Here is a 25893-nt window from a genome sequence, read left to right as displayed (position 1 = left end):
GAAGGACCCGCCGCCGTGTTTGCCTCGTATCAGGGACGATTCAGAGCCTCAGCGGGTGAAGGCTTCCTTGTTGCCCGCATCGACGTTGAGGATGTTGCCGGTGGATTTCGCCGACAGGTCGGAGGCCAGAAAATAGGCCGCCTCGGCGATATCCTCTGGCAGCACCGAGCGCTTCAGCATCGAGCGATTGCGGTACATCTCCTCCAGCCCTGCCTTGTCAGTGCCGTAGGTCGAGGCGCGCTGGTCAAGCCATTCGCCCTCCCAGATGCGCGAGCCGCGCAGCACCGCGTCGGGGTTCACCACGTTGACCCGGATGCCGTGCTCGGCACCTTCCAGGGCAAGGCAGCGGGCGAGATGCAGTTCCGAGGCCTTGGCGGTACAATAGGCCGAGGCATTGGGCGAGGCGGCGAGCCCGTTCTTCGAGCCGATGAAGACCAGCGCGCCGCCCAGACCCTGCTTGCGCAGCAGCCGGAAGGCTTCGCGCGAGGCAAGGAAATACCCGGTCGACAGGATGTCCATGTTGCGCGACCAAAGCGCCAGAGAGGTCTCTTCCACCGGGGCGGAGGAGGCGATGCCCGCGTTCGACACCAGAATGTCTACGCCGCCGAACTCTACCGAAGTCTCTGCATAGGCTCTTTCGACCGCATCTTCGCGTGTCACATCCATCGCGACAGAGCGCACAACATCGCCGGAATAGAGCCTGCTTAGCTGCTCCTGTACCGTCTCTGCAGCGCTCTGGTCGATGTCCGCCAGCACCACGCAGGCCCCCTCGCGCAGCAGGCGCTCGGCGGTGGCCGCGCCGATGCCGCCGCCGCCGCCGGTGACCAGCGCCACGCGGCCTGCCAGAGACTTCGGCTTGGGCATGCGCTGCAGCTTGGCCTCTTCCAGCAGCCAGTACTCGATATCGAAGGCTTCCTGCTCGGGCAGCCCCTGGTATTCGCTGACCGCCGAGGCACCGCGCATCACGTTGATCGCGTTGACATAGAACTCGCCCGAGATACGGGCGGTGGCCTTGTCCTTGGCGAAGGTGATCATGCCGACGCCGGGGACCAGATACACCACCGCATTCGGGTCGCGCAGGGCAGGGGAGTCTGTGTGTTTGCAGCGCTCGTAATACGCCACATAGCTCTCTCGGTAGGCTTCGATCTGCGCCGGAAGGTTTTCAAGAACCGAGTCTAAATCGGGGTTTTCAGGGTCGAATGCGATAACAAGCGGCGCAATCTTGGTGCGCAGGAAGTGGTCCGGGCAGGAGGTGCCCATCGGTGCGAGCGTGTCTAGAGCGTGCGCGTTGACGAACTCCAGCACCGCGTCCTGATCGTCGAAGTGCCCGATCATGTGTTGGTTGCCCGACACCATGCCGCGGATCGCGGGCATCAGCGCCGCGGCCACCTCGCGCCGCGCCTCGGGCGCGAGGCTCTTCAGCTTCGCGCCGCCGAAGGCCGAGGTGCCCTCGGTCTTCTCCTCCAGCCAGCCGATGGCCTCGTTGATGATCTCGATGGTCGTGGCATAGCAACTCTCGGCGGTATCGCCCCAAGTGAACAGCCCGTGGCTTTCCAGCACGACGCCGTCGGCCTCGGGGTTCTCAAGGCAGAACTTTTCGAGCCACAGCCCCAGCTCGTAGCCAGGCCGCTTCCACGGCAGCCAGCCGATGCGGTCGCCAAAGATCTCCCGCGTCAGAGCCTTTGAGTCCTTCGAGGCGGCGATGGCGATGATCGCGTCGGCGTGCATGTGGTCCACATGCGCGCGCGGGACATAGGCGTGGAGGGGCGTGTCGATGGAGGCGGCGCGCGGGTTCAGATCAAAGGTGCAATGGGGCAGGTAGCCGACCATCTCGTCCTCGTGCTCGGGCCCGCGGTAGATGCCCTTCAGCGCGCGCAGCTTGTCCATGTAGAGGGTCGAAAACCCGTCGAGCTTCATCGAACCGACATCACCGCCCGAGCCCTTGACCCACAGCACCTCAACCTCGTCCCCAGTGAGCGGGTCGCGCGCCATCACCTTGGCCGAGGTATTGCCGCCGCCATAGTTGGTGATTCTCTTGTCCGACCCCAGTAGGTTCGAGCGATAAAGCAGCTTCTCCGGCTCGCTCATCGCCGCCGCCTTGTCGCTATCCCACAGATTTTGCAGGCGGTCCTTGGCCCGTGTCAGCATGGTATCCTCCCAATGTCGCGGTCCGGAATGACCGCCTCCTCGCCTTGAAAGCTGCTGTGACGGGCCCAGTCTGTCAACCAGAAACAATCAAAAACGATCATGCTGCGCTGCAGGATGATCGAAAAAGAAAAATCATGATTGACTTGGGATAGGATTCGTCCAATCTGAGCGGAACGGGAGGACCAGATGCACGAAACCGAACGCCACAGGATCATACTGTCTGCCGTGCAAGAGCGGCCGATCGTGACGGTGTCGGAACTCGTCTCTCTTACGGGCACCTCCGAGGCGACGATCCGCCGCGACATCGCCACGCTGCACGCCGCTAAGCGGCTGCGCCGGGTCCGCGGCGGGGCCGAGGCGTTGACCCCGCCGCCGCTGCCGGGGCTGGCCGGGCGCACCTTCGCGGTGAACCAGGCGATCAACAGCGATCAGAAGCAGGCCATCGCCCGCGAGGCCGTGGCGCTCTGCGATGACGGCGAGGCGATCATCATCAACGGCGGGACAACCACGTTCCAGATGGTGCACCCGCTGGCCAACCGCCGGCTGCAGGTGCTGACCAACAGCTTCCCGATCGCCGAGCATCTTCTGAAGAATTCCAAGAACACGGTGATGCTGCCCGGCGGCGCGCTCTACCGCGAGCAGAACATCATCCTGTCACCCTTCGCCAGCGACATGACGCGCCATTATTATGCCAAGCGCATGTTCATGGGCGCGCACGCGCTGGGGCCCATCGGTCTGATGGAAGCCGACCCGCTGCTGATTCAGGCCGAAGAGAAACTCATCGACCAGGCCGACGAACTGGTGGTGTTGGTCGACAGCTCGAAATTCGACAACCGCTCGAGCCTCGTGCTCTGCCCGCTCGAGCGCATCGACACCGTGATCACCGATGAAGGGATTACCGACCGCACCGCCTCGATGCTGGAGGCAGCCGAGATACGGCTGATCGTGGCGCAGACCGGTCGGGTCAGAGACGCCGGGGCGGGCTGACCGCAGCGGCACATAACGAACGGCTCATAACTTAGGGAGGAGACAATGGGCATTACGAGACGACTTTTCGGAGGAACCGCGCTCGCGGCGATGATGCTGGCCGGCGGTGCCGCGCAGGCGCAGGACAACGTCCGCATCGCGCTGGTGGTCAAGGCGCTTGGCATCGGGTTTTTCGAGGCCGCCGCCAAGGGCGCCGAGGAGGCCGCCAGCGAACTGGGCAATGTCGAGGTGATCTACACCGGCCCCACCGACACCACGGCCGAGGGCCAGATCGAGGTGATCAACTCGCTGATCGCGCAGAACGTCGACGCCATCGCCGTGTCGGCCAATGACACCGACGCGCTGGTGCCCGCGCTGAAGAAGGCGATGCAGCGCGGCATCACGGTGATCTCGTGGGACAGCGGCGTCGCGCCCGAGGGCCGGCAGTTGCACCTCAACCCCTCGTCAAACCCGCTGATCGGCAACATGATCATCAAGCTCGCCGCCGACAACCTGCCCGAGGGAGGCGAGGTCGCGGTGCTCTCGGCCACCACCACGTCGACCAACCAGAACATCTGGATCGACGAGATGAACAAGGTGATGGGGGACTACCCGGGCATCGAGGTGGTCACCACGGTCTACGGCGACGATCTGGCCGACAAGTCCTACCGCGAGGCGCAGGGCCTGATGCAGACCTATCCCGATCTCGACGCGATCATTGCACCGACCTCGGTGGGCATCGTGGCCGCCGCCCGCGCGGTCGAGGATGCCGGCAAGGTCGGCGAAGTGAACGTCACCGGCCTTGGCCTGCCGTCCGAGATGGCCGGCGCGATCGAGAGCGGCGCGTCGAAGAGCTTCGCCATCTGGAACCCGATCGACCTCGGCTACTCGGCGACCTATCTCGCCTACGAACTGGCCACCGGCGAGGCCGAGGCCGAACCCGGCGCCGAGATCCCCATGGGCCGGATGGGTACGCTGAGCCTCGACGACAACAACGAGGGCGCCATGGCCGATCCCTTCGTCTACGACAGCAGCAACATCGACGAGTTCAAGAGCATCTTCTGATCCGCGCTTGATGTCGGCCCCGGCGCGCAGCAGCGCCGGGGTCCCACCCAAATCCAAATTCGGGGGCCTCGATGCAAGTCAGCCTCACCACCCCGCCCGTCGCCGTTTCATCCACGGACGCGACGGTCGATGCCGCGCCTGTCGATTCCGCGCCTGTGCTGCGGCTCGAGGGGATCACCAAGACCTTCCCCGGCGTGACGGCGCTCGACGGCGTCACGCTCGAGCTCTACCCCGGTCAGGTTACCGCGCTGGTCGGCGAGAATGGCGCGGGCAAATCGACCATCGTGAAAACGCTCACAGGCATCTATCAGCCCGATGGCGGCACCATCACCCTTGGCGGTGCGCCGGTGCAGTTCGCCACCGCACAGGACGCCACCGCCGCCGGGATCACTGCGATCCACCAAGAGACGGTGTTGTTCGACGAACTCAGCGTTGCCGAGAATATCTTCATCGGTCACGCGCCGCGTGGCCGCTTCGGGCTGATCGACTGGCCGAAGATGCGCAAGGCCGCGCGCGAGATCCTGTCGCGCATCGACGCCGACCTCGATCCCGACATGCCGCTGCGCGAGCTTGGCATCGCTTCCAAGCACCTCGTGGCCATCGCCCGCGCGCTGTCGGTCGACGCCCGCGTGGTGGTTATGGACGAGCCCACCGCCGCGCTGTCGCACAAGGAGATCGAAGAGCTCTACGAGCTGGTCGAACGGCTGCGCGCCGAGGGGCGCGCCATCCTCTTCATCTCGCACAAATTTGACGAGATCTTCCGCATCGCCGACCGCTACACCGTTTTCCGCGACGGGCAGCACGTGGGGTCGGGCCTGATCGCCGACGTCGACGAGGCCGAACTGGTGCGGCTGATGGTGGGCCGCTCGGTTGACCAGATCTTCCCGCAGCGCGACCACACTGTTGGCGACGAGGTTCTGAAGGTCGTCGGCTACGCCCATCCCACCGAGTTCGACGACATCAACTTCACCCTGCGCCGCGGCGAGATCCTCGGCTTTTACGGGCTTGTCGGGGCAGGGCGGTCCGAGGTCATGCAGGCGCTCTTTGGCGTGACCAAACCCTCCAAGGGCGCGGTGCGGATCGACGGGCAGGTGCGGGTGATCCGCTCGCCCGCCGAGGCGGTCGACAATGGCATCGTCTACGTCCCCGAGGACCGCGGCAAGCAGGGGGCGGTGATCGGCCTGCCGATCTTCCAGAACGTCACGCTGCCCTCTCTGGCGCAGACCTCGCGGCGCGGCTTCCTGCGCCTGTCCGAAGAATTCGCCCTCGCGCGTGAGTACACGCAGCGGCTCGATCTGCGCGCCGCGGCGCTGGATCAGGACGTCGGCAACCTTTCGGGGGGCAACCAACAAAAGGTGGTCATCGCCAAGTGGCTGGCGACCCAGCCCAAGGTGATCATCCTCGACGAGCCCACCAAGGGCATCGACATCGGCTCCAAGGCCGCCGTGCACGGGTTCATGGCCGAGCTCGCCGCTCAGGGCCTGTCGGTGATCATGGTCAGCTCCGAGATCCCCGAGGTTCTGGGCATGTCCGACCGCGTCATCGTCATGCGCGAGGGGCTTATCGCCACCGAGCTTGAGGGCGACGCGCTCACCCCGGAAAACCTCGTGCGCCACGCCGCCGGCATCGGGGCGCAGCCATGACCCAAACGCCAACCCAAGCCACTTCTTCTCTTTCCAAATACGCCGGGGGTGAATTCGCGCAGCGAAGAGGGGGCAGCGCCCCCCAGCCCCCCTCACCAGCAGGAGCCGCCCTATGACCCAGTTCCTGAAATCCCGCGAGGCGATCCTGTCGGCGGCGATCATTGCGCTTCTGGCGCTGATCGCCAGCCGCTTTCCGGCCTTCGTGGAGCCCGGCAACCTCGCCCGCGTCTTCACCGACACCTCGCCGCTGATCCTGCTGGCACTGGGGCAGACGGTGGTGATCCTCACCCGCTGCATCGATCTGTCGGTGGCCGCCAACCTCGCGCTGACCGGGATGGTCTGTGCCATGCTCAATGCCGCCTATCCCGGCGTGCCGGTGGTGGTGATCCTGATCCTTGCGCTGGCGATGGGCGCGGTGATGGGCATGTTCAACGGCATCCTCGTGTGGAAGCTGAATATCCCGCCCATCGTGGTGACGCTGGGCACGATGACCATCTACCGCGGCTTCATCTTCGTGATCTCCGGCGGCACTTGGGTGAACGCCCACGAGATGAGCGCCGCCTTCACCGGCTTTCCGCGCGCCGACATCCTCGGGCTGCCGGTGCTGGCGTGGATCGCCATCCTTGTCACCGGGCTGTTCTTCCTCGGCATCGCCCGCACCCCGCTGGGCCGCGCCTTCTATGCGGTGGGCGGGAACCCGCATGCGGCGGTCTATACCGGCATCGACGTCGGACGCACGCAGTTCATGGCTTTCACCATCTCCGGCATGCTGGCCGGGCTGACGGGGTATCTCTGGGTCGCGCGCTATTCGGTGGCCTATGTCGACATCGCCGGGGGCTTCGAGCTCGAGGTCGTGGCGGCCTGCGTCATCGGCGGCATCTCGATCGCCGGCGGGGCAGGGACCATCCTCGGCACGCTTCTGGGCGCGCTTTTCCTCGGCATTGTCAAGAACGCGCTGCCGGTGGTCGACATCTCACCGTTCTGGCAACTCGCCATCTCGGGCACGGCGATTATCGTCGCGGTGGCCTTCAACGCCCGCTCGGGCCGCAACAAGGGCCGCATCATCCTCAAACGTGCGGAGGGCCACGCATGACCGATAGCGCTATCAATTCGCAGCGAAACACCGCCGCCCCGCGCCGCATCCCCGACCGTCTGCAAGGCCCCGGCGCGCGCTTGCTGAAAAGCTGGGAGCTGCTGCTTTTCGCCGTCGCCGTGGCGATCTTCGTCGCCAACAGCTTCGCCTCGCCGTATTTCCTCAACGCTTGGAACCTCAGCGACGCGACCTTCAACTTCACCGAAAAGGCGATGATCGCTTTCGCCATGGCGCTGCTGATCATCAGCGGCGAGATCGACCTCTCGGTTGCCTCGATCATCGCGCTGTGCTCCACTGCCATGGGCGCCGCGGTGCAATATGGCGCAGGCACGCCAGAGATCGTGCTGATCGGTCTCGCCACCGGCCTCGCCTGCGGCGCCTTCAATGCGGTGCTGGTCACCAAGATGGGCCTGCCGTCGATCGTGGTGACCATCGGCACGATGAGCCTCTTCCGCGGCATTTCCTACATCGTGCTCGGTGATGGTGCCTATCGCGGCTATCCGGCAGACTTCGCCTACTTCGGGCAGGGTTACGTCTTTTGGGTGATCTCCTTCGAGTTCGTGCTCTTCGCGCTGCTGGCGGTGCTCTACTACCTGCTGCTGCATCGCACCAACTTTGGCCGCATGGTCTATGCCATCGGCAACAATGCCACCGCCGCCAGCTTCTCGGGCATCCGCGTGGCGCGGGTGAAGTTCATCCTCTTCCTGCTCACCGGGCTTATGTCGGGCGTCGCGGCGGTCTGCCTGACCTCGCGGCTCGGCTCGACACGTCCGTCTATCGCCTTCGGCTGGGAACTGGAGGTGGTGACCATGGTGGTGCTGGGCGGGGTGTCGATCCTTGGCGGTTCGGGGTCGATCCCCGGCGTGGTGATCGCCGCCTTCGTGATGGGGCTGGTGACCTTTGGCCTCGGGCTGCTGAACGTGCCGGGCATCGTCATGTCGATCTTCATCGGTGCGCTGCTGATCGGCGTGATCGCCCTGCCGCGCCTCTGGGCGATGTGGAGGCGGTGATGGAAAAGTACGCTTTCCGCATGGTGCTGAACCCCGGCTGCGCCGAAGAGTACAAGCGTCGCCACGACGCCATCTGGCCCGAACTGGTCGCGCTGCTCAAGGACGCCGGAGTGGAGGACTACTCGATCCATCTCGATCCCGAGACGAACCATCTCTTCGGGGTGCTCTGGCGGCGCGCGGATCATCGCATGGAGGCGCTGCCGCAGACCGAGGTCATGCAGCGCTGGTGGGCGCATATGGCCGACATCATGCAGACCCAGCCAGACAACGAACCGGTCGCCGTGCCGCTGCAGCCGATGTTTCACCTGCCATGAGCGCCCCCGATGCCCCCCGTCATGTCGCCGTCTGGGACATCGGCAAGACCAACGCCAAGCTCGCGGTGGTGGACATGGAAAGCCTGTGCGAGATCGGCGTGCGCACCCGGCCCAACCCTGTGCTGAGCCGCCCGCCGTACCCGCATTATGATGTCGACGCTTTGTGGGCCTTCCTGATCGAGGGGCTGCGCGACCTGCAGGCAGAGCATGGGATAGATGCGATCAGCATCACCACCCATGGCGCCTCGCTCGCGTTGCTCGATGCGGCGGGGGGGCTGGCCTGCTCGGTGCTGGACTACGAGCACGACGGCCCCGACCAGCTTGCCACGCAATACGACGCGATCCGTCCCGAGTTTGCCCTGACCGGCTCGCCGCGCCTGACGATGGGCCTCAACGCCGGGGCGCAATTACACTGGCTGCTGGAAACTCAAGAGGGGCTGCGGGACCGGCTGGCGCAGGTGGTGACCTACCCGCAGTACTGGTCTGGCCGCCTGACCGGATCATATGGCTGCGAGTACACCTCGCTTGGCTGCCACACCGACCTGTGGCGCCCGCGGGAGGGACGTTTCTCGCCGCTCGTCGCCGCTCTGGGGCTTGAGGGCAAGATGGCGCCGCTGGTGCATGCGGGCGATGTGGCGGGCACCTTGCGGCCTCAGATCGCCGAGCGGACCGGGATTGCGCCGGGCACGCCCGTGCTCTCGGGCATCCACGATTCCAACGCTTCGCTGCTGCCGCACCTCAAGGCGATGCCGCAGCCGTTCTCGGTCGTGTCCACCGGCACATGGGTGATTTCCATGGCGGTGGGCGGCGCGCAGGTCACGCTTGATCCGGCGCGCGATCTGCTGATCAACGTCAACGCGATGGGCGGGCCGACCCCCTCGGCCCGTTTCATGGGCGGACGCGAATACGAGCTGCTCAAACCCGAGATCGGCCCCAACACCGCGCACGACATCACCAATGTGCTGGACCGGCAGGCGATGCTCCTGCCCTCAGTCGAACCCTCCTCCGGGCCGTTCCCGGGGCGGCGCGGCGGTTGGAGCGCGGCGCTGACATCCGGCGAGAAGACGGTGGCACTGGCCTTTTACCTCGGGCTGATGACCGCCGAATGCCTGTCGCTGATCGGGGCAGAGGGGCCGGTCCTCGTCGAAGGGCCGTTTGCCCGCAACGATCTGTTGCTCGATATGCTCGCAGCAGCAACCGGGCGCGAGATCGCCTGCTCGGCCTCGGCCACGGGCACCAGCATCGGCGCAGCGCTTCTGGCGTCGGAGGGGGGAGTTGTTGCCGCCCCGCGTCCGCGCCGCGCGCCGCAGAACGCGGACGCGCTGCGCGCCTATGCGGCGCGCTGGCGCGCCGAACTGACGCAGCGGCACAAAATGCGCGCGGGCTGACCCGCTCTTTCGGTCGGCGGATTCCGCCCGGCTGCCCTTTCGCCCACTGCGCAAACCGCTAGGGTGCGCGCCAGCAAGCCCGTCGTCGCAGACGATGGGCCAAGCCATGCGCGATTTCCCTGAGGAGAGAGGTTTTCCCATGTCATCCGCCGAAGCATCCCCGCAGATTCCCCAGACCATCGCCGTGATCGGCACCGGAACCATCGGCGCCAGCTGGGCGACGCTGTTCCTTGGGGCCGGGCTGAGCGTCCGCGCCAGCGATCCCGGCACAAGCGCAGAAGCCAAACTGCGCGAGTTCGTCCGCGCCGCTTGGCCGTCGATGGAGGCACTCGGACAGACCTCGGGCCGCAGCGCAGAGGAGGCGCTCGCCGCGCTGACGTTCTTTGCGACCCCCGAAGAGGCCGCTACCGGCGCCGGGTTGGTGCAGGAAAACGCCCCCGAGCGTATCGAGATCAAGCGCGACACCTATGCCAAGCTCGAGTCTGCGCTGGCGCCCGACGTCGTCATCGCTTCGTCCACAAGTGGCATCATGCCCAGCGAACTACAGGCCGAGATGAAGCACCCCGAGCGGCTGGTCGTCGGCCATCCGTTCAACCCGCCGCATCTGGTGCCGCTGGTGGAGGTGGTCCCGGGCAAGCTGACCTCCGAGGCGGCGGTCGCAGCGGCGATGGCGTTCTACAAGGCGGTGGGCAAGGTGCCGATCAAGCTGAACCGCGAGATGATCGGCCATATCGCCAATCGCCTGCAGGCCGCCGTTCTGCGCGAGAGCGTTTACCTCGCGCGCGAGGGCGTGGCGTCGATGGAGGACATCGACCTTGCGGCCTCGATGGGGCCGGGCCAGCGGTGGGCCTTCATCGGGCAGGGCAAGATCTTTGCGCTGGCGGGCGGTGTCGGCGGCATGGGGCATTTCCTCGATCATCTCGGCGAGGCGGTCGAGACATGGTGGGACGATCTGGGTGACGCGCGGCTCGATCCCGAAACCCGCGCGATGCTGACCGAAGCCTATGGCACGCCGAACGAGGAAAGTTTTGCCAAGGATGTCGCCTTCCGCGACGCGGCACTGCTGCGCCGGCTCAAGGCGTTGTCGGAGGATGCTGAGGGGTGAAGCCGGGCGAGCGTCGGCCCGTGGGGTGACGCTGCAACGGTTGAGGTCCGCGCTTTATGCCCGCCAAATCCGTGTGACCTCGTTCATCTGCATATGAATGACAAAGCGCCAGCCCGCCCGGACGGGCCAGCGCTCGCCCGGCGGCGCTGCGCGCCTTGTTCCGGGCGGGCTTCACCCCGACACATGCGCCAGAAGCAGGCTGCTTTCGGAGTTGAGCACCCCCGGGACGTCGCGGATCTCGCGCAGCACCCGGTCGAAATTCACCAACGAGTCCGTCCTGATCTCCACCACCAGATCCCATGCGCCGTTGGTGGCATGGATGGTCGACACCTCGGGGATGCGGGTCAGCGTGCGGATGACATTGCGCGACAGCCGCCCTTGCAGTTCGACCATGGTGATCGCGCGCACCTCGCCTTCCACATCCTGATCGGTCTCGATGGTGAACCGCCGGATCCGCCCCTCGGCCACCAACGCTTCGAGCCGGGCGCGCGCGGTGGTGCGCGAGATGCCAACGGTCTGCGCAAGCTGGGTGATCGGCATGCGCGCGTCGCCGCGCAGCGCGGCGATGATGGCACGGTCAGTTTTCGGAAGCGGGCTCATGCTGTACGGTTTGACTCATATGTTGATCAAAGTGAGCAGATACTAATGCGTTTTGATCACATTGACGATCACATTCGTCAGCAACTCGCGGCATCATGCGCGCAAGCACAACGGAGAGACCATGCCCAGTACCTGTTCCCTTCTCGGCGCCCCGATCCAGACCGGCGCGTCGCAACCGGGCTGCCTGATGGGGCCCGCCAGCCTGCGCACCGCCGGGCTCGAGCCGACTTTGGCCGCGCTCGACTGGCAGGTGACCGACCTTGGCGACCTCAGCATTCCCGCGGTGTCCCCGCGGGGACACGCCAATGGCGCGATCCACAACCTCGCCGAAACCATCGCATGGATCGAAGCGCTGGAAGCCGCCGCCTTCGACGCGGCCAGCGCGCATGACCTGCCGATTTACATGGGCGGCGATCATTCGATGTCCGCGGGCACCGTCGCGGGGATGGCGCGCTACGCGCAGGGGCAGGGGCGTCCGCTCTTCGTGCTCTGGCTCGACGCGCATCCTGATCTGCATTCGCTGGAGACCACGGAAAGCGGCAATCTGCACGGCACCCCGGTGAACTATTTCACCGGCCAGCCCGGCAATGACGCCTACCCGCCGCTCGCCGCCGCCGTGCCGACCCAGAACATCTGCATGATGGGCATCCGTTCGGTCGACCGGGCCGAGCACAAGCTGATCCGTGAGCAGGGGATCGAGGTGCACGACATGCGCGCCATCGACGAGACCGGCGTTCTGGCGCCGCTGAAAACCTTTCTCGAAAAGGTAAAGGCAGCGAACGGTCTGCTGCACGTCAGTTTCGATGTCGACTTCCTCGAGCCGGGGATCGCACCCGCCGTGGGCACCACGGTGCCCGGCGGCGCCACTTTCCGCGAGGCGCATCTGATCATGGAAACCCTTGGCGATTCCGGGCTGGTGCGCTCGCTCGATCTCGTCGAGCTGAACCCGTTCCTTGATGAGCGCGGGCGTACGGCGAAGCTGCTGTGCGACCTGACGGCGAGCCTGTTCGGTCGCCGCGTGCTTGACCGTATGACCCGGAGCTTCTGATGATGGCCGTGACCCCTTCTGATCTGAAACCCTCCGAACTTGCCTATGTGCCCTTCGTGTCGGTCGAGAACATGATGAAGCTGGTGCATGCCCATGGCATCGAGGCCTTCCTCACCGGGCTTGCTGCCGTCATCGAGGATGACTTCAAACGCTGGCCGGAGTTCGACAAGACGCCGCGCGTGGCCAGCCACTCGCGCGATGGGGTGATCGAGCTGATGCCGACGGCAGATGCCCAGAACTACGGCTTCAAATACGTCAACGGCCACCCCAAGAACATGCGCGAGGGGTATCAGACCGTCACCGCCTTTGGCGTGCTGTCGTCGGTGGCCAATGGCTATCCGATCCTGCTGACCGAGATGACCGTTTTGACCGCGCTGCGCACCGCCGCCACCTCGGCGCTGGTGGGCAAGTACCTCGCGCCGAAAGGTGCCGAGGTGATGGCGATGATCGGCAATGGCGCGCAGTGCGAGTTTCAGGCCCTGGCGTTCCGCGCGCTGAGCGGGATCAACAGGCTGCGGCTCTATGATGTCGATCCGGCGGCGACCGACAAGGCCGAGCGAAACCTCAAGGCGCAAGGCTTTGAGGTGGTGCGCTGCGACAGCCCCGAAGCCGCGGTCGAGGGCGCGCAGGTGATCACCACCTGCACCGCCGACAAGCAATACGCGACCATCCTGACCGACAACATGGTCGGCAGCGGCGTGCACATCAACGCGATCGGCGGCGACTGCCCGGGCAAGACCGAACTGCATCGCGACATCCTGCTGCGCTCGGACATCTTTGTGGAATACCCCGAGCAGACCCGCATCGAGGGCGAAATCCAGCAGCTGGAGCAAGATCACCCGGTGACCGAGCTATGGCAGGTGATGCGCGGCGAAACCCCGGGGCGGCGTGACGCCAAGCAGATCACGCTCTTCGACTCGGTGGGGTTTGCGATCGAGGATTTCTCGGCGCTTCGCTACGTCCATGGGCTTATCGAGGGCGGGGCATTCTGCGAGCAGCTTGATCTGCTGGCCGACCCGGATGATCCGCGCGATCTGTTCGGCATGCTGACCCGGGCAGGCTGAAGATTTGACGGACCCCAAGAAGGGCGCGCGCTGGGGATCAGACCGGCGCGCGCTCTTGGCCTGTCTGTCCGGCCGTCAGCTGCCGTACCTCGCGAGGAACATGCGCACCGCCTCGCGGGCATAATAGGCGATTTCTTCGTCCGAGGGTTCGTCGGGCCGCCGCCCGAAGAGCCGTGCGCGCCATGTGCCGGTGGTCGAGAGTTCGACGAACTGCGATGCAGCCAGTTCGGTGTCGGCGATCGCAAGTGTTCCGGCCTCGGTCTCCTTGCGCAGGAATTCCTCGAGACAGCCAAGGAAATGCCGCGCGCCGGCATCATAGAACCGCTTGCCCAGTTCGGGCATGCGTTCGACCACGCTGATGACGATGCGCTGCGCACGCATCACGTCGTCGGAGTTGAGCTGCACCGAAAGCCCGGTGGCATAGGCCAGCAGCCGTTCCTCGACGGTGCCAGCATGGGCGAGACGCTCGAATATCCCGTCAAAGAAGTCGCGACGTTTATCCTCGACCAGCGCGACGAAGAGATCCTCCTTGTTCTCGAAATAGACATAGAGCGTGCCTTTCGACACGCCGGCGGCCTTGCAGATGCTGTTCATCGAGGCGGCGTGATAGCCTTGCGCGACAAACACGCTCCACGCGCCTTCGAGGATCTGGCGGCGCTTTTCAGGATCTTCGCCCGCGGCATGGCGGCGTTTTTGCGCATCTACGCGGGCGGCGTCTGTGAGAGTCTCTTCGGTCATGGCTCAGATATAATCGAACCGGTCGGTTCGATGAAGCCTTGATTTCGTGTCGGCAGGCGTCTAACTGGTATCGAACCGGGTGGTTCGATAGAGCGAATCCCTCGGGGTACTGTCCGTCCGCCTCCGAAAGTCCGCCCCATGTCCCGTCACGATCGCATCGAAGCCACCGATCCCGATAATCGTCCTGCGGCGCCGCAGCCTGAACAGGCCACCACTCACGAAGACACGGCGCCGCCCAAAAGTGGCCGCAAGAAGCGCATCCTTGGGGGGATCGCGCTTCTTGCGCTGCTGGCGGGGGGATACGAGGGCTATGGCTGGTGGACCGAGGGGCGGTTCATGGTCGAAACCGATGACGCCTATGTTCAGGCGGATCTGTCGCTGGTGTCGTCCAAGCTGCAGGGCTACGTCGAAGCGATCCCCGTGCAGGCCAACCAGCATGTGAGCAAGGGCGACGTGCTGGTCCGCATTGAGGACGGCGACTACCGCATTGCGTTGGAACAGGCGCAGGCCCAACTACCGACGCTGGAGCGTACGCTGGCGCGGATCGACGCGCAGGTCGCGGCGGCGCGGGCGACCGTCACCCAATCCGAGGCCGAACTCTCGGCCGCCGAGGCGGCCCTGCGCACGGCGCAGACCGCGCAGGGGCGCGCGCAGGGGTTGGCCGAGCGCAAGGTGACCTCGCAGGCCGACCTTGATGATGCGAACGAGGCGCTGGAAACCGCCAAGGCCAACAAGGCCGCCGCCGAGGCCGCGATCAAAGGGGCCGAGGCGCAGGTCGAGGTGCTCAAGGCAGAGCGGGCCGAGACCGAGAGCCGCCGCCGCGAGATCGAACTCGACATCGCTCAGGCGCAGCGCGACCTCGATCATACCGTTCTGCGCGCGCCGTTCGACGGCACGGTCGCCAATATCGCCATAGAAGAAGGTGAACTGGTGAATATCGGCGCGCGGCTTGCCGCGGTGGTGCCCGAGCGCGGGCTCTACGTCGAGGCGAACTACAAGGAAACCCAGCTTGCGGGCATCCATCCCGGCGAGACCGCCAAGGTCAGCATCGACGCGCTGGAAGGCCATGAGATCGAAGGCCGCGTTATCTCGGTCGCCCCGGCCACCGGCTCGGTCTTTTCGCTGCTGCCGGCGGACAATGCCACTGGCAACTTCACCAAGATCGTGCAGCGGGTGCCGGTGCGGATCGAGCTGCCCGAGGACACTCCCGGCCTGCGCGCCGGCCTGTCGGTGGTGGTTGAGATCGACGCGCGCACCGCGCCCGAGCGCACGGAGCTTGCGGAGGTCTCGCAATGAGTGCCGACGCCGATATCGAAGCCGGGGAGCCCGAGCTGACGCCGCGCAGGGTCGCGGCGTTTTTCGTCATGGTCTTCGGGATGTTCATGGCGATCCTCGACATCCAGATCGTCTCGGCCTCGCTGCCGGAAATTCAGGCCGGGCTCGGCGCCTCGTCGGAAGAGATCAGCTGGGTGCAGACCTCCTATCTGATCGCCGAGGTGATCATGATCCCGCTCTCGGGCCTTCTGGGGCGGATGATGTCGACGCGCTATCTTTTCGCGCTGTCGGCTGGGGGCTTTACCATCGCCTCCTTTCTCTGCGCCACGTCGGGCTCGATCAACGAGATGATCCTGTGGCGGGCGGTGCAGGGATTTCTGGGGGGCGGCATGATCCCGTCGGTCTTCGCGGCGGCCTTCACGCTGTTTCCGCCGTCGAAGCGGGCCATCGTCTCGCCGATGATCGGCCTTGTCGCCACGCTCGCGCCGACCGTCGGCCCGACGGTCGGTGGCTACCTCAGCCACGCGATGAGTTGGCACTGGCTGTTCCTCGTCAACGTGCCCGCGGGCATTCTCGTCACCATTGGCGCGCTGACGCTGGTGGATTTCGACAAGCCGGAGTGGAAGCTTTTCGACACGTTCGACTGGATCGGCCTTGGCGCGCTGGCCTGCTTCCTTGGCGCGATGGAATACGTGCTGGAAGAAGGGCCGGGCAACGACTGGTTTCAGGACGAGATCGTCGCCGCGCTCTTCGTCGTCATGGTGCTGGGCGGGATCGTCACCTTCTGGCGGGCTTTCACGCTGAAGACCCCCGTGGTGGATTTCTCGGCCTTCTCGGATACCAACTTTGCCGTCGGATCGCTGTTCAGCTTCGTCATGGGCATCGGGCTTTATGGGATGACCTATCTTTACCCGCTCTACCTGTCGTCGATCCGCGGCTACGACAGCCTGATGACCGGGCAGACGGTCTTCGTGTCGGGGCTTGCGATGTTCCTTTCGGCACCGCTGGCGGGGATCCTGTCGTCGAAGATGGACCTGCGGCTGATGCTGCTGATGGGCTTTCTCGGCTTCGGCCTGTCGTCGTGGATGCTGACCGGGATGACCGCCGAATGGGATTTTCAGGAATTGTTCTGGCCGCAGGTGCTGCGCGGGCTGTCGCTGATGATCTGTATGGTGCCGATCAACAACCTTGCGCTTGGCACGCTGCCGCCGGACAAGATGAAAAGCGCCTCGGGGCTCTACAACCTGATGCGCAACCTTGGCGGCGCGGTCGGGCTGGCGGTGATCAACACGCTGCTCACTGATCGTGGGGCGCTGCACACGGCGCGGCTCAATGAGGCGGTGAACTGGGACAATCCCGAGGCGTTGCGTCAGCTCGAGATGATGGGCCAGAACCTGACGGCGCAGGGTGCCGATGGCGACACTGGCGCGTTACAGCAGATGGCCGGGCGGGTGGCGCAGCAGGCGACGGTGATGTCCTTCGTCGACGTCTTCTTGCTGATCACCGTGCTCTTTGCCGGGCTGGCCGTGATGGCGCTGGCGATGAAACCGCCGAAGGCCGGGGCAGGGGGCGCGGCGCACTGACGCTGCCTATGGCGCAAATCCCCTCGAGGTCTGCACTTTATGCCCGCCAAATCCGACCACCCCGCGAGCGCAGCACAACAATAACAAAGTGCCAGCCCGTGGGGACGGGCCGGCGCTCGCCCTGCGGCCTTCGGCCTTGTTCCGGGCGAAGTAAGCGCTGTTGGAAATGGAAAAAGGCCGCCGGATTTCCGGCGGCCTCTTTCACGTCAGTCTGTCAGCGGAGCCTCAGCCCTTGCGGTGCTTCTTGGGGCCGGCTTTCTTGTGCGCGCCATCGGTGTCGCGGAAGGTTTTCTTGGCACCGAACTTGCCCTTGGGCTTGTCGCCCTCACGGCGCGGGCGATCGAAATCGCTGTCCTCGGACTTGCGCTTGAAGCCACCTTTGCCGGGGCCGCCGAAGGACTTCTTCTTGAAGCCGCCCTCTTTCTTGAACCCACCTTCCTTGCGGAAGCCGCCGTCTTTCTTGAAGCCGCCCGGCTTCTTGGGACCGCGCGGCGCACCCTTGAGTTCCTCGGGGAGGCCGTCGACCTCTTCCATCACGAGGCCCTGCGCCACTTCCATGTCGGGGCCGAGGGCCTCAAGGAAGCCGTCGACCGCGCTGGCGGCGATCTCGACGTAGGTCAGTTCGTCGGCGATGCGGATCGCGCCGATGGACTCGCGGGTGATCTGGCCGGCACGGCAGATCTTCGGCAGCAGCCAACGCGGGTTGGCGTTGCCCTCGCGGCCCACGGTTACGCTGAACCAGCGGCTCGGGCCAAAGGGCTCGGAGCGCGGCGCGCGCTCGGGGCGGGCGTCGACCGGCAGCAGTTCCTCGGGAGCCGAGCGCAGGCCGCGCCACTGGCGGACCATGGCGGCAGCGATCTGTTCGGACGAGTATTGCTCGGTGATCTGCTTGATCAGTGCCTCGTCGGTTTCGGGCGAGGGATCGGTCCAGACCGGATCGGCCATCAGGCGCGCCTCGTCCTTCTCAAGCACGGCATCGGCGCTGGGAGCTTCGACCCATTCTGCATCGACCTTGGCAAAACGCATGATGCGCTCGGCCTTCTTACGGTCGCGCAGCTGCACGATCAGCGCAGAGATGCCCTTGCGCCCGGCGCGGCCGGTGCGGCCCGAGCGGTGCAGCAGCGCTTCGTTGCTCTGCGGCAGCTCGGCGTGGATCACCAGATCGAGGTTCGGCAGGTCGATGCCGCGGGCGGCCACATCGGTGGCGACGCAGACACGGGCACGACCGTCGCGCATCGCTTGCAGCGCGTGGCTGCGCTCGTCCTGGCTCAGCTCGCCCGACAGGCCGACAACGGCAAAGCCGCGGTTGGTCAGGCGGGTCACAAGCCGCGCCACGGTGGCGCGGGTGTTGGCAAAGACGATGGCGTTGGGCGCTTCGTGGAAGCGCAGCAGGTTGGTGATCGCGTTTTCCTGATCGCCCTGCGCCACGGTGATCGCCTGATAGGAGATGTCCGAGTGTTGCTTCGATCCGCCCTGCACGGTCACGCGCTGCGAGTCGCGCTGGTAGCGCTGTGCCAGCTGCGCGATCTGCGGCGAGACGGTGGCCGAGAACAGCAGCGTCTGGCGCTCGGGGTTCGAGGCTTCGAGAATGGTTTCGAGGTCTTCGCGGAAGCCCAGATCGAGCATCTCGTCCGCCTCGTCGAGCACCACGGCCTTGACCTGCGAGAGATCCAGCGCGCCGCGGCGCAGGTGGTCGCAGAGACGGCCCGGGGTGGCGACGACGATATGCGCGCCGCGCTCGAGCGCCCGGCGCTCGGTGCGCGCGTCCATGCCGCCGACGCAAGAGGCCATCACGGCGCCCGCTTCGGCATAAAGCCAGCTCAGTTCGCGCTTCACCTGCAGTGCCAGTTCGCGCGTCGGCGCGATGATCAGCGCCTCGGGGGCACCAGCGGCGCCGAAGCTTTCGGCATCGCCGAGTACAGAAGGGGCGATGGCAAGGCCGAAGCCCACCGTCTTGCCGGAACCGGTCTGCGCGGAAACCAGAAGGTCTGCGCCGGCGAGTGCGGTGTCTGTCACCGCTTCCTGTACCGGGGTAAGTGTTTCGTATCCGCGGGCTTGCAGAGCGGCTGCGAGGGTCTGTTTCAAAGTCTGAGATCCGATCCAAGGACTGTCGGCGAAGGATGTCGGTACGAGGAGTCAGACCGAGTCAGGGCGCCGGGAAAGGGTGCGCTATATACCTTGCGTCCGTGTCCGTAAAGCGTCGATTAAGCTCAGCCGAGCATGGCCGAGATGAGAAAGAAGCATACCGCCGACAGCACCGCCGAGGCTGGCACGGTGACCACCCACGCGGCAGCGATGGTCAGGAAATGCGAGCGGCGCACCAGCTTGCGGCGTTGGCGTTCCTCGATCGGCAGCGGCTTGCGGCCGTTGGCCTTGTTCAGCTTGCGCGCGCGGCGCGCCATGTACCACTCGCGGAAGAATCCGACGCCAAAGATGCCGCCCACCGCGATATGCGTCGAGCTGACCGGCAGGCCGAGCCACGAGGCGATGATCACCGTCACCGCCGCCGAGAGCGCCACGCAATAGGCGCGCATCGGGTTGAGCTTGGTGATCTGGCTGCCGACCATGCGGATCAGCCGCGGGCCGAAGAGGATCAGGCCGCAGGAGATGCCCACCGCGCCGATGACCATCACCCAGAGCGGGATCGACACTTCGGACGCGCCTTCGGTCCCGGTCTGCAGCGCATCGACGATGGCCGCCAGCGGACCGACGGCGTTGGCCACATCGTTGGCACCGTGCGCGAAGGACAGCAGGGCTGCGGACACCACCAGCGGAAGCCGGAAGAGCACCTTGAGCGAGGCGTTGCGGTTCTCCAGCCCTTCGGACTGGCGGCGCACCAGCGGCACCGAGATCAGGCCGATGAGGATCGCCGCGCCGAGACCGATCAGCAGCGCGATCGGCATGTCGATGTGCATCACCTTCTTCAGGCCCTTGAGCGCGAGATAGGTGGCAAACGCGCCCGACATCAGGCCGATCAGCACCGGCACCCATGTGCGCGCGGCGGCGATCCGGTCGGGCACATACATCACCCGCCACTTGATGAAGGCCAGCATGGCGGCGGCGATGACACCGCCCATCACCGGCGAGATCACCCAGCTTGCGGCGATGGCGCCCATGGTCGGCCAGTTCACCGTGGCAAAGCCTGCTGCGGCGATGCCCGCGCCCATGACACCGCCAACGACGGCGTGCGTGGTGGACACCGGCGCGCCGATCCACGTGGCAAGGTTGACCCAGAGCGCTGCCGACAGCAGCGCCGCCAGCATCGCGTGCACGAAAAGGCCACCGTGATCGAGGGCGGCGGGATCGTTGATGCCCTTGGAGATGGTCGAGACCACGTCGCCGCCTGCCAGCAGCGCCCCGGCGCTTTCGCAGATCGCTGCGATCGCGATGGCGCCGGCCATCGACAGCGCGTTCGACCCCACTGCGGGGCCCATGTTGTTGGCCACGTCGTTGGCACCGATGTTCAGCGCCATATAGGCCCCGAAGGCCGCTGCGACGACGATGATCATCGTGCCCGGCGTCGCACCCGCGACCAGCCCGGCAAGCAGCGCCATCAGCCCGATGAAGACCAGAGAGACGCCCAGTCCGACGAGCGGGCGCGCGGTATAGAGCGACGCCGACTCGAGCAGGGACATCCGGTTGAGGTCCTTGTCCAGCGTCGGCCAATCTTTATTGGTGTCACGCGCGCTCATCGCCGCATCCTTCATCCGTGTCTTTCAGAGAGCGGCGGTCAGCGAAACTTTTCGTGCGCTTTCAGGATCGCCGGCAAACGGCGGAAGAGGGTGCTGAGTTCAGGTTCTTGAACCATGCCCGACGCCTCTTCGGGGCTGACCCAGCGCCGCTCGCGCTGCCCGGCCTCGGGGAAGTTATCTTCGAGTTTCGTGACCTCGGTGGCATAGACATGCACTTTAGTGTCCACCGGCAAGCCGCCATCGAGCCGCTTGTCATAGTGATAGGTGCCGATCTCGGTGGGCGGAACATCTGGCGGGGTGACCCCGGCTTCCTCCCAGGCTTCGCCCATCGCCGCGCCTGCGGCGTCGAGCCCGGCCTTGGGCCAGCCCTTGGGCACCACCCAGCGTCCGGTGTCGCGCGATGTGATCAGCAGAACCTCGAGCGCGCCGCCATCGGGGGCATACCGGTAGCACATCGCCGCGATCTGGAATCGCGGCGGCCGCCGGAAGGCCGGGCCAAGGAGGGTATGCAAGAGTTTCCGAAACATGGCGCGCCTCCTATCACCAAAGGATCGGCGACTTCAATCTGTCATGCGCGTCTGTCGCTTTTATGTCGCACTGGTGACGCGCGGTCATGACCGGCCCGCGCCGACGGCAGCGGCGGCCATCGGCTTGACGGCGGGCCGCTGCGGACACAGCTTACCGCTCAAAAGAGACACAAGGAGCTTGCCATGACTTCCACCGCCATAGACCCCGATCTGATCGACCGCCTTGCCGAGGTTGCCGTGCGCACCGGGGTAAACCTGCAGGAAGGTCAGCAGCTTGTTCTGACCGCGCCGGTCTCGGCGCTGCCGCTGGTGCGGGCGGTGACGCGCGCCGCCTATCGCGCCGGTGCCTCGCTGGTGACGCCGCTGCTGTCCGACTCGGAGGTCAGCCTCGCGCGCTTCGAAGAGGCCAAGGACGGCAGTTTCGATGTGGCCGCGGGCTGGCTCTACAACGGCATGGCCGAGGCCTTTGGCGAGGGCGCGGCGCGCATGGCGATCGTCGGCGAAGACCCGATGCTGCTGGCCGAACAGGACCCGGCGAAGGTTTCGCGAGTCGGCAAGGCGAACTCCAAGGCCTACAAGCCGGCGATGGAAGAGATCACCAACTTCAAGATCAACTGGTCGATCTGCGCATGGCCGGGCGTGGCATGGGCCAAGCGCATGTTCCCCGAGCTTCCCGAGCCCGAAGCCCAGGCCAAGCTGGCCGAGGCGATCTTTGCCGCCTCGCGCGTCGATCAGGCCGATCCCGTCGCCGCATGGGCCGAGCACAACGCGGCGCTGCGCGCGCGTACCGAATGGCTGAACTCCGAGCGCTTCGCCGCGTTGCATTTCAGCGGGCCGGGCACTGATCTGACGGTGGGGCTGGCCGACGGCCATGAATGGCATGGCGGCGCCAGCAGCGCGCAGAACGGGGTGCAGTGCAATCCCAACATCCCCACCGAAGAGGTGTTCACCACGCCGCACGCGCAGAAGGTCGAGGGCACCGTACGCTCGACCAAGCCGCTGTCGCATCAGGGCAGCCTGATCGACGGCATCGAGGTGCGTTTCGAGGGCGGCCGTATCGTTGAAGCGAAGGCCGAGAAAGGCGAGGCGGTGCTGAAGGAACTGCTGGCCACAGACGAGGGCGCGGCGCGGCTTGGCGAAGTGGCACTGGTGCCGCATGGCTCGCCGATCTCGCAGTCCGGCCTGCTGTTCTACAACACGCTCTTTGACGAAAACGCCGCCTGCCATATCGCGCTTGGCCAGTGCTATTCGAAGTGCTTCCTCGACGGCGCGTCGCTGAGCCAAGACGAGGTCGCGGCGCAGGGCGGCAACAGCTCGATGATCCACGTCGACTGGATGATCGGTGGCCCCGAGACCGACATCGATGGCATCCGCGAGGATGGCACCCGTGTGCCGGTGTTCCGCAAGGGCGAGTGGGCCTGAAGGAAGGTCTTCGGCCCTGATTGAAACAGATGACCGGCCCGGACGGCAGCGCCCGTCCGGGCCGGTTTGCGTCTGCGCCACAGCGAGGCCACATGTATTAACGCCGCGTTAACTTTTGCTGCTGGTGTACGGGCCGACTCACGTTACACTTGGCCGTGCTGCCACACGAGTGAGGGGGTTGGATCATGCGCAAGACACAGACGGTGACCATCAGCGGAGAGGTCCTCTCCTATGCCGAAGGCCTTGTCGCGCGGGGGGAATATCACGACATCGACGCGGCCATCGAAGGCGAAATGCTGAAGGCAAGAGCCCGGCGCACTGGCAAGATCAGCCCGTTCCAGAACGAGTTGCGCCAGCGCCTGATGATCCAGCCGGACCAGTCGGGCGAGGGCGGGTTGAGCGCCGAGCCGTTCTTCGGCAACGATCCGGCCTTGGCGCGTATCCTCGACGACCGCAGCTAAGCGCCGCGGCGTCCGGGGCGCCTTCGGCCCTTGCCATCAATCCTGATCGTCGCGCGGGCGGCCATGCTCTTGCAGCGCGGCGATCAGCGCTGAAAGCACCTCGGCGCGGCTGCTGGTCGGGCGCTGCACGAGGCCGAGCCTGCGGTGGATCGGCGGCGTGCCGAAGGGAAACCAGTCGAGCGCGGCGGTGATTGAATCCTGCAGCGCGACATAGGGGATGATGGCAAAGCCCATGCCCGCCCGCACACAGCCCACCACCGCTGTCATCGTGTTGACCGAAACGACCTGCCGCGGCGCCACGCCAAGCCGGGCGATTTCGGTATCGATCTGCCGCGCCAGCGGCACCTGCGTGCGGTAGCGGATGTAGGGCACGCGGCGGATCAGATCGTGGATCGCGACGCCGCCGGTGCCCGGTGGGGTGATCACCACCAAGGGCTCGGCCAGCACCTCTGTCCAGCGCAGGCTTGGCGGCACCGCCACATGCTCGGCCACCAGCGCGGCGTCGAGTTGACCCGAGACGACTTCGGCCATCAGGTCCTCGGAGACGCCGATGCGCAGCCGGTAGGTGAGATCGGGAAAGCGTCCCCGCAGGGACGCCAGCGCCTGCGGCACCAGTGAATTGGCCCCTGTGCGCAGGGTGCCAAGCGCCAGCGTGCCGCCGACGTCGCCGCCGGTGACCGAGGATCGGGTCTCGGTGACGATACGCAGGATCTGCCGGGCCGAGCGCAGCACCTCGGCGCCCTTGGCGGTGAGCACGGGCGGGCGGCGGCCGCGATCGTAAAGCTGCACCCCCAGTTCCGCCTCCAGCGCCGAGACCTGCTGGCTGACCGCCGAGGCTGTCAAATTCACCGCTTGCGCCGCCGCGGCGAAACCGCCGTGCTGTTCGATCGCGAGAAGAGTTTCGAGTTGCCGGGTGTCCATCGCGCTAACGTAAGAAATTCTGAAAATGATCGCAATCAATCCGCGCTTTGTGCAGGCCTGTCTTGTGTTATTGCACTTGATGAAATCGCAGACACGTGCCGGATGCTGGGCGTGGCCTTGCCGCGGGACGGAGATAAGCCTTGCCCGCAGGGCCAACCGCCAAGTGCCACCAGTCTGCGCAGACCTTTGAAGGAGTGCCGATGCGCCTGCGTCATGATCCCGTCTACCCGTCGCGCCGCTCGCCGGTTCTCGCAGAGAACGTCGTTGCGACGTCTCAGCCGCTGGCCACGCAGGCCGGGCTCACCATCCTGCAACAGGGCGGCAACGCGGTAGATGCCGCGATCGCCACCGCCGCCGCGCTGACCGTGGTGGAGCCCACAGGCAACGGCCTCGGCTCGGATGCCTTCTGCATTTTGTGGGACGGTAAGCAGTTGCACGGCCTCAACGCCTCGGGCCGTGCGCCCGCCGCATGGTCGCCCGAGCGCTTTCCCAATGGTGTGCCGCAGCACGGCTGGGACAGCGTCACCGTGCCCGGCGCGGTCAGCGCATGGGTCGAACTGTCGGAGCGATTTGGCAAGCTGGGGCTGGCGACGGTGCTGGCGCCCGCGATCCGCTACGCCGAAGATGGGTTCATTGTTTCGCCGGTGATCGCCACGCTCTGGGCCAAGGGCGCCGAAACACTGGGCAAGCAGCCGGGGTTTGCCGAAACCTTCATGCCCGGCGGGCGCACCCCGAAGGCGGGTGAGCGGTTCCGCAACCCCGGAGCCGCCCGCACGCTGCGCGCGATTGCCGACACCAAGGGGCGTGCCTTCTACGAAGGCGAGATCGCGGAAGAGATCGTCGCCTTTGCCGAGGCACATGGAGGTGCGATGACGCTGCAGGATCTCTCCAACCACAAGCCTGACTGGTGCGGCACGGTGAGCCAGTCGTTCGACGACGTGGATCTGCACGAGATCCCGCCGAACGGGCAGGGGATTGCCGCGCTCATGGCGTTGGGGATGCTGCAGCACACGTCTATTCGCGACCATGGCCCGGACGATCTGGCCGCCGTGCACCTGCAGATCGAGGCAATCAAGCTGGCCTATGCCGATCTGCACGCCTTTGTCGCCGACCGCGATCACATGACCGAGGTGGATGAGACCGCGCTGCTTGATCCGGCGTATCTGAAATCCCGTGCCGCGCTCATCTCTGAGGACAAGGCGCAGGACTTTGGGCCCGGCGCGCCGAAGCGGGGCGGCACGGTGCTGCTCAACACGGGCGATGCGTCGGGGATGATGGTGAGCTTCATCCAGTCCAACTACGCGGGCTTCGGCTCTGGCGTGGTGGTGCCGGGCACCGGCGTGTCGCTGCAGAACCGCGGTTACGGCTTCACCACCGAAGACGGCCACCCCAATCAGGTGGCGGGCGGCAAGCGCCCGTTCCACACGATCATTCCGGGGTTTGTCATGAAGAACGGCGCGCCGCTGATGGCTTACGGCATGATGGGCGGGCCGATTCAGGCGCAGGGCCATATGCAGCTGCTGCTGCGCACCCAACTGTGGAAGCAGGACGTGCAGGTTGCTGCGGACGCGCCGCGCTGGCGGATGATAGAGGGGCTCGACGTGGCCTGCGAGCCAAGCATGGCGCCTGATCTTCTGGACGGGCTGACGGCGCTGGGGCACAAGGTGCAGATCGAAGCGCCGGACAATGCCTTTGGTTTCGGCGGGGCGCAGCTGGTGCATCGCTTGCCGGAAGGCGGCTATGCGGCGGGCTCGGATCCGCGTAAGGATGGGCAGGCGGCGGGCTTCTGAGCCCGAGCCGGCCCCGCCCGCTTCGGCGCGGGACCGCCGC

Annotated in this window: 22 protein-coding genes; 15 read left to right on the top strand and 7 right to left on the bottom strand. The window is 65.9% G+C overall.

The genetic code is table 11. The features are described 5' to 3' along the window. Positions 1-48: 48 nt before the first annotated feature. Complete coding sequence (locus tag ACXAJT_RS19115) at positions 49-2148, bottom strand: bifunctional rhamnulose-1-phosphate aldolase/short-chain dehydrogenase (protein WP_475237641.1); 2100 nt, start codon at positions 2146-2148, stop codon at positions 49-51. Between the two features lie 186 nt (positions 2149-2334). Here ACXAJT_RS19115 and ACXAJT_RS19110 point away from each other — a divergent pair, with 186 nt between their 5' ends. The 8 genes from ACXAJT_RS19110 to ACXAJT_RS19075 all read left to right on the top strand — a co-directional run bounded on the left by ACXAJT_RS19110 (position 2335) and on the right by ACXAJT_RS19075 (position 10732). Then, the gene (locus ACXAJT_RS19110) at positions 2335-3135 is read left to right on the top strand and encodes a DeoR/GlpR family DNA-binding transcription regulator (protein ID WP_475237640.1); all 801 of its coding nucleotides are present in this window, start codon (positions 2335-2337) and stop codon (positions 3133-3135) included. Positions 3136-3180: 45 nt separating this feature from the next. Then, positions 3181-4179, top strand: coding sequence for a rhamnose ABC transporter substrate-binding protein (gene rhaS, locus ACXAJT_RS19105; protein ID WP_475237639.1), 999 nt, complete (start codon positions 3181-3183; stop codon positions 4177-4179). Between the two features lie 71 nt (positions 4180-4250). Next, positions 4251-5822 carry a sugar ABC transporter ATP-binding protein gene (locus ACXAJT_RS19100; protein ID WP_475237638.1) on the top strand — a complete coding sequence of 524 codons (1572 nt, stop codon included), beginning with the start codon at positions 4251-4253 and terminating at the stop codon, positions 5820-5822. A gap of 112 nt (positions 5823-5934) precedes the next feature. Beyond that, positions 5935-6915 carry an ABC transporter permease gene (locus ACXAJT_RS19095; RefSeq protein WP_475237637.1) on the top strand — a complete coding sequence of 327 codons (981 nt, stop codon included), beginning with the start codon at positions 5935-5937 and terminating at the stop codon, positions 6913-6915. After that, complete coding sequence (locus tag ACXAJT_RS19090; protein WP_475237636.1) at positions 6912-7925, top strand: ABC transporter permease; 1014 nt, start codon at positions 6912-6914, stop codon at positions 7923-7925. The genes ACXAJT_RS19095 and ACXAJT_RS19090 overlap by 4 nt, the downstream gene beginning before the upstream one ends. Continuing rightward, positions 7925-8239 (top strand): L-rhamnose mutarotase, encoded by a 315-nt coding sequence (gene rhaM, locus ACXAJT_RS19085; protein WP_475237635.1) that lies wholly within the window; start codon positions 7925-7927, stop codon positions 8237-8239. The genes ACXAJT_RS19090 and rhaM overlap by 1 nt, the downstream gene beginning before the upstream one ends. Continuing rightward, the gene (locus ACXAJT_RS19080) at positions 8236-9627 is read left to right on the top strand and encodes an FGGY-family carbohydrate kinase (RefSeq protein WP_475237634.1); all 1392 of its coding nucleotides are present in this window, start codon (positions 8236-8238) and stop codon (positions 9625-9627) included. Before rhaM ends, ACXAJT_RS19080 begins: the two co-directional genes overlap by 4 nt. A 139-nt stretch (positions 9628-9766) precedes the next feature. After that, positions 9767-10732: a 3-hydroxyacyl-CoA dehydrogenase NAD-binding domain-containing protein gene (locus ACXAJT_RS19075; RefSeq protein ID WP_475237633.1), complete on the top strand. Its 966-nt coding sequence runs from the start codon at positions 9767-9769 to the stop codon at positions 10730-10732. Positions 10733-10903: 171 nt separating this feature from the next. Here the strand turns inward: ACXAJT_RS19075 and ACXAJT_RS19070 are convergent, their stop codons facing one another. Beyond that, on the bottom strand, positions 10904-11332 hold the full coding sequence (locus tag ACXAJT_RS19070) for an Lrp/AsnC family transcriptional regulator (protein ID WP_066108342.1): 429 nt from the start codon (positions 11330-11332) through the stop codon (positions 10904-10906). Between the two features lie 121 nt (positions 11333-11453). Between ACXAJT_RS19070 and rocF the strand changes: the two genes are divergently transcribed. Then, positions 11454-12380, top strand: coding sequence for an arginase (rocF, locus tag ACXAJT_RS19065; RefSeq protein WP_475237632.1), 927 nt, complete (start codon positions 11454-11456; stop codon positions 12378-12380). After that, complete coding sequence (locus ACXAJT_RS19060; RefSeq protein ID WP_475237631.1) at positions 12380-13444, top strand: ornithine cyclodeaminase; 1065 nt, start codon at positions 12380-12382, stop codon at positions 13442-13444. Before rocF ends, ACXAJT_RS19060 begins: the two co-directional genes overlap by 1 nt. Positions 13445-13519: 75 nt before the next feature. On the opposite strand, the gene ACXAJT_RS19055 is transcribed toward ACXAJT_RS19060, so the two are convergent. After that, positions 13520-14182 carry a TetR/AcrR family transcriptional regulator C-terminal domain-containing protein gene (locus ACXAJT_RS19055; RefSeq protein ID WP_475237630.1) on the bottom strand — a complete coding sequence of 221 codons (663 nt, stop codon included), beginning with the start codon at positions 14180-14182 and terminating at the stop codon, positions 13520-13522. Positions 14183-14320: 138 nt separating this feature from the next. Here ACXAJT_RS19055 and ACXAJT_RS19050 point away from each other — a divergent pair, with 138 nt between their 5' ends. Together ACXAJT_RS19050 and ACXAJT_RS19045 are read left to right on the top strand one after the other, a co-directional pair. Beyond that, positions 14321-15478 (top strand): HlyD family secretion protein, encoded by a 1158-nt coding sequence (locus tag ACXAJT_RS19050; protein WP_475237629.1) that lies wholly within the window; start codon positions 14321-14323, stop codon positions 15476-15478. Then, on the top strand, positions 15475-17040 hold the full coding sequence (locus ACXAJT_RS19045; RefSeq protein ID WP_475237628.1) for a DHA2 family efflux MFS transporter permease subunit: 1566 nt from the start codon (positions 15475-15477) through the stop codon (positions 17038-17040). The genes ACXAJT_RS19050 and ACXAJT_RS19045 overlap by 4 nt, the downstream gene beginning before the upstream one ends. A 225-nt stretch (positions 17041-17265) precedes the next feature. Here ACXAJT_RS19045 and ACXAJT_RS19040 read toward each other — a convergent pair whose 3' ends face one another. The 3 genes from ACXAJT_RS19040 to ACXAJT_RS19030 form a co-directional block, all read right to left on the bottom strand. Beyond that, positions 17266-19125 carry a DEAD/DEAH box helicase gene (locus tag ACXAJT_RS19040; protein WP_475237627.1) on the bottom strand — a complete coding sequence of 620 codons (1860 nt, stop codon included), beginning with the start codon at positions 19123-19125 and terminating at the stop codon, positions 17266-17268. Between the two features lie 125 nt (positions 19126-19250). Next, the gene (locus ACXAJT_RS19035) at positions 19251-20732 is read right to left on the bottom strand and encodes an inorganic phosphate transporter (RefSeq protein ID WP_475237626.1); all 1482 of its coding nucleotides are present in this window, start codon (positions 20730-20732) and stop codon (positions 19251-19253) included. Positions 20733-20770: 38 nt separating this feature from the next. Further along, entirely contained in the window at positions 20771-21259 is a 489-nt protein-coding gene (locus ACXAJT_RS19030) for an NUDIX hydrolase (protein ID WP_475237625.1), read from the bottom strand. A 183-nt stretch (positions 21260-21442) separates the two neighbouring features. Here ACXAJT_RS19030 and ACXAJT_RS19025 point away from each other — a divergent pair, with 183 nt between their 5' ends. After that, the gene (locus tag ACXAJT_RS19025; RefSeq protein ID WP_475237624.1) at positions 21443-22681 is read left to right on the top strand and encodes an aminopeptidase; all 1239 of its coding nucleotides are present in this window, start codon (positions 21443-21445) and stop codon (positions 22679-22681) included. 185 nt (positions 22682-22866) lie between these two features. Further along, positions 22867-23142, top strand: coding sequence for a hypothetical protein (locus tag ACXAJT_RS19020; protein ID WP_475237623.1), 276 nt, complete (start codon positions 22867-22869; stop codon positions 23140-23142). A gap of 36 nt (positions 23143-23178) precedes the next feature. On the opposite strand, the gene ACXAJT_RS19015 is transcribed toward ACXAJT_RS19020, so the two are convergent. Continuing rightward, positions 23179-24063: a LysR family transcriptional regulator gene (locus tag ACXAJT_RS19015; RefSeq protein ID WP_475237622.1), complete on the bottom strand. Its 885-nt coding sequence runs from the start codon at positions 24061-24063 to the stop codon at positions 23179-23181. A gap of 200 nt (positions 24064-24263) precedes the next feature. Here ACXAJT_RS19015 and ACXAJT_RS19010 point away from each other — a divergent pair, with 200 nt between their 5' ends. Then, entirely contained in the window at positions 24264-25853 is a 1590-nt protein-coding gene (locus ACXAJT_RS19010; protein WP_475237621.1) for a gamma-glutamyltransferase family protein, read from the top strand. Positions 25854-25893 lie beyond the last annotated feature (40 nt).

The sequence above is a fragment of the Salipiger sp. ABF4_146 genome (assembly GCF_056161345.1).
This window is presented reverse-complemented; position numbering and strand designations above follow the sequence as displayed.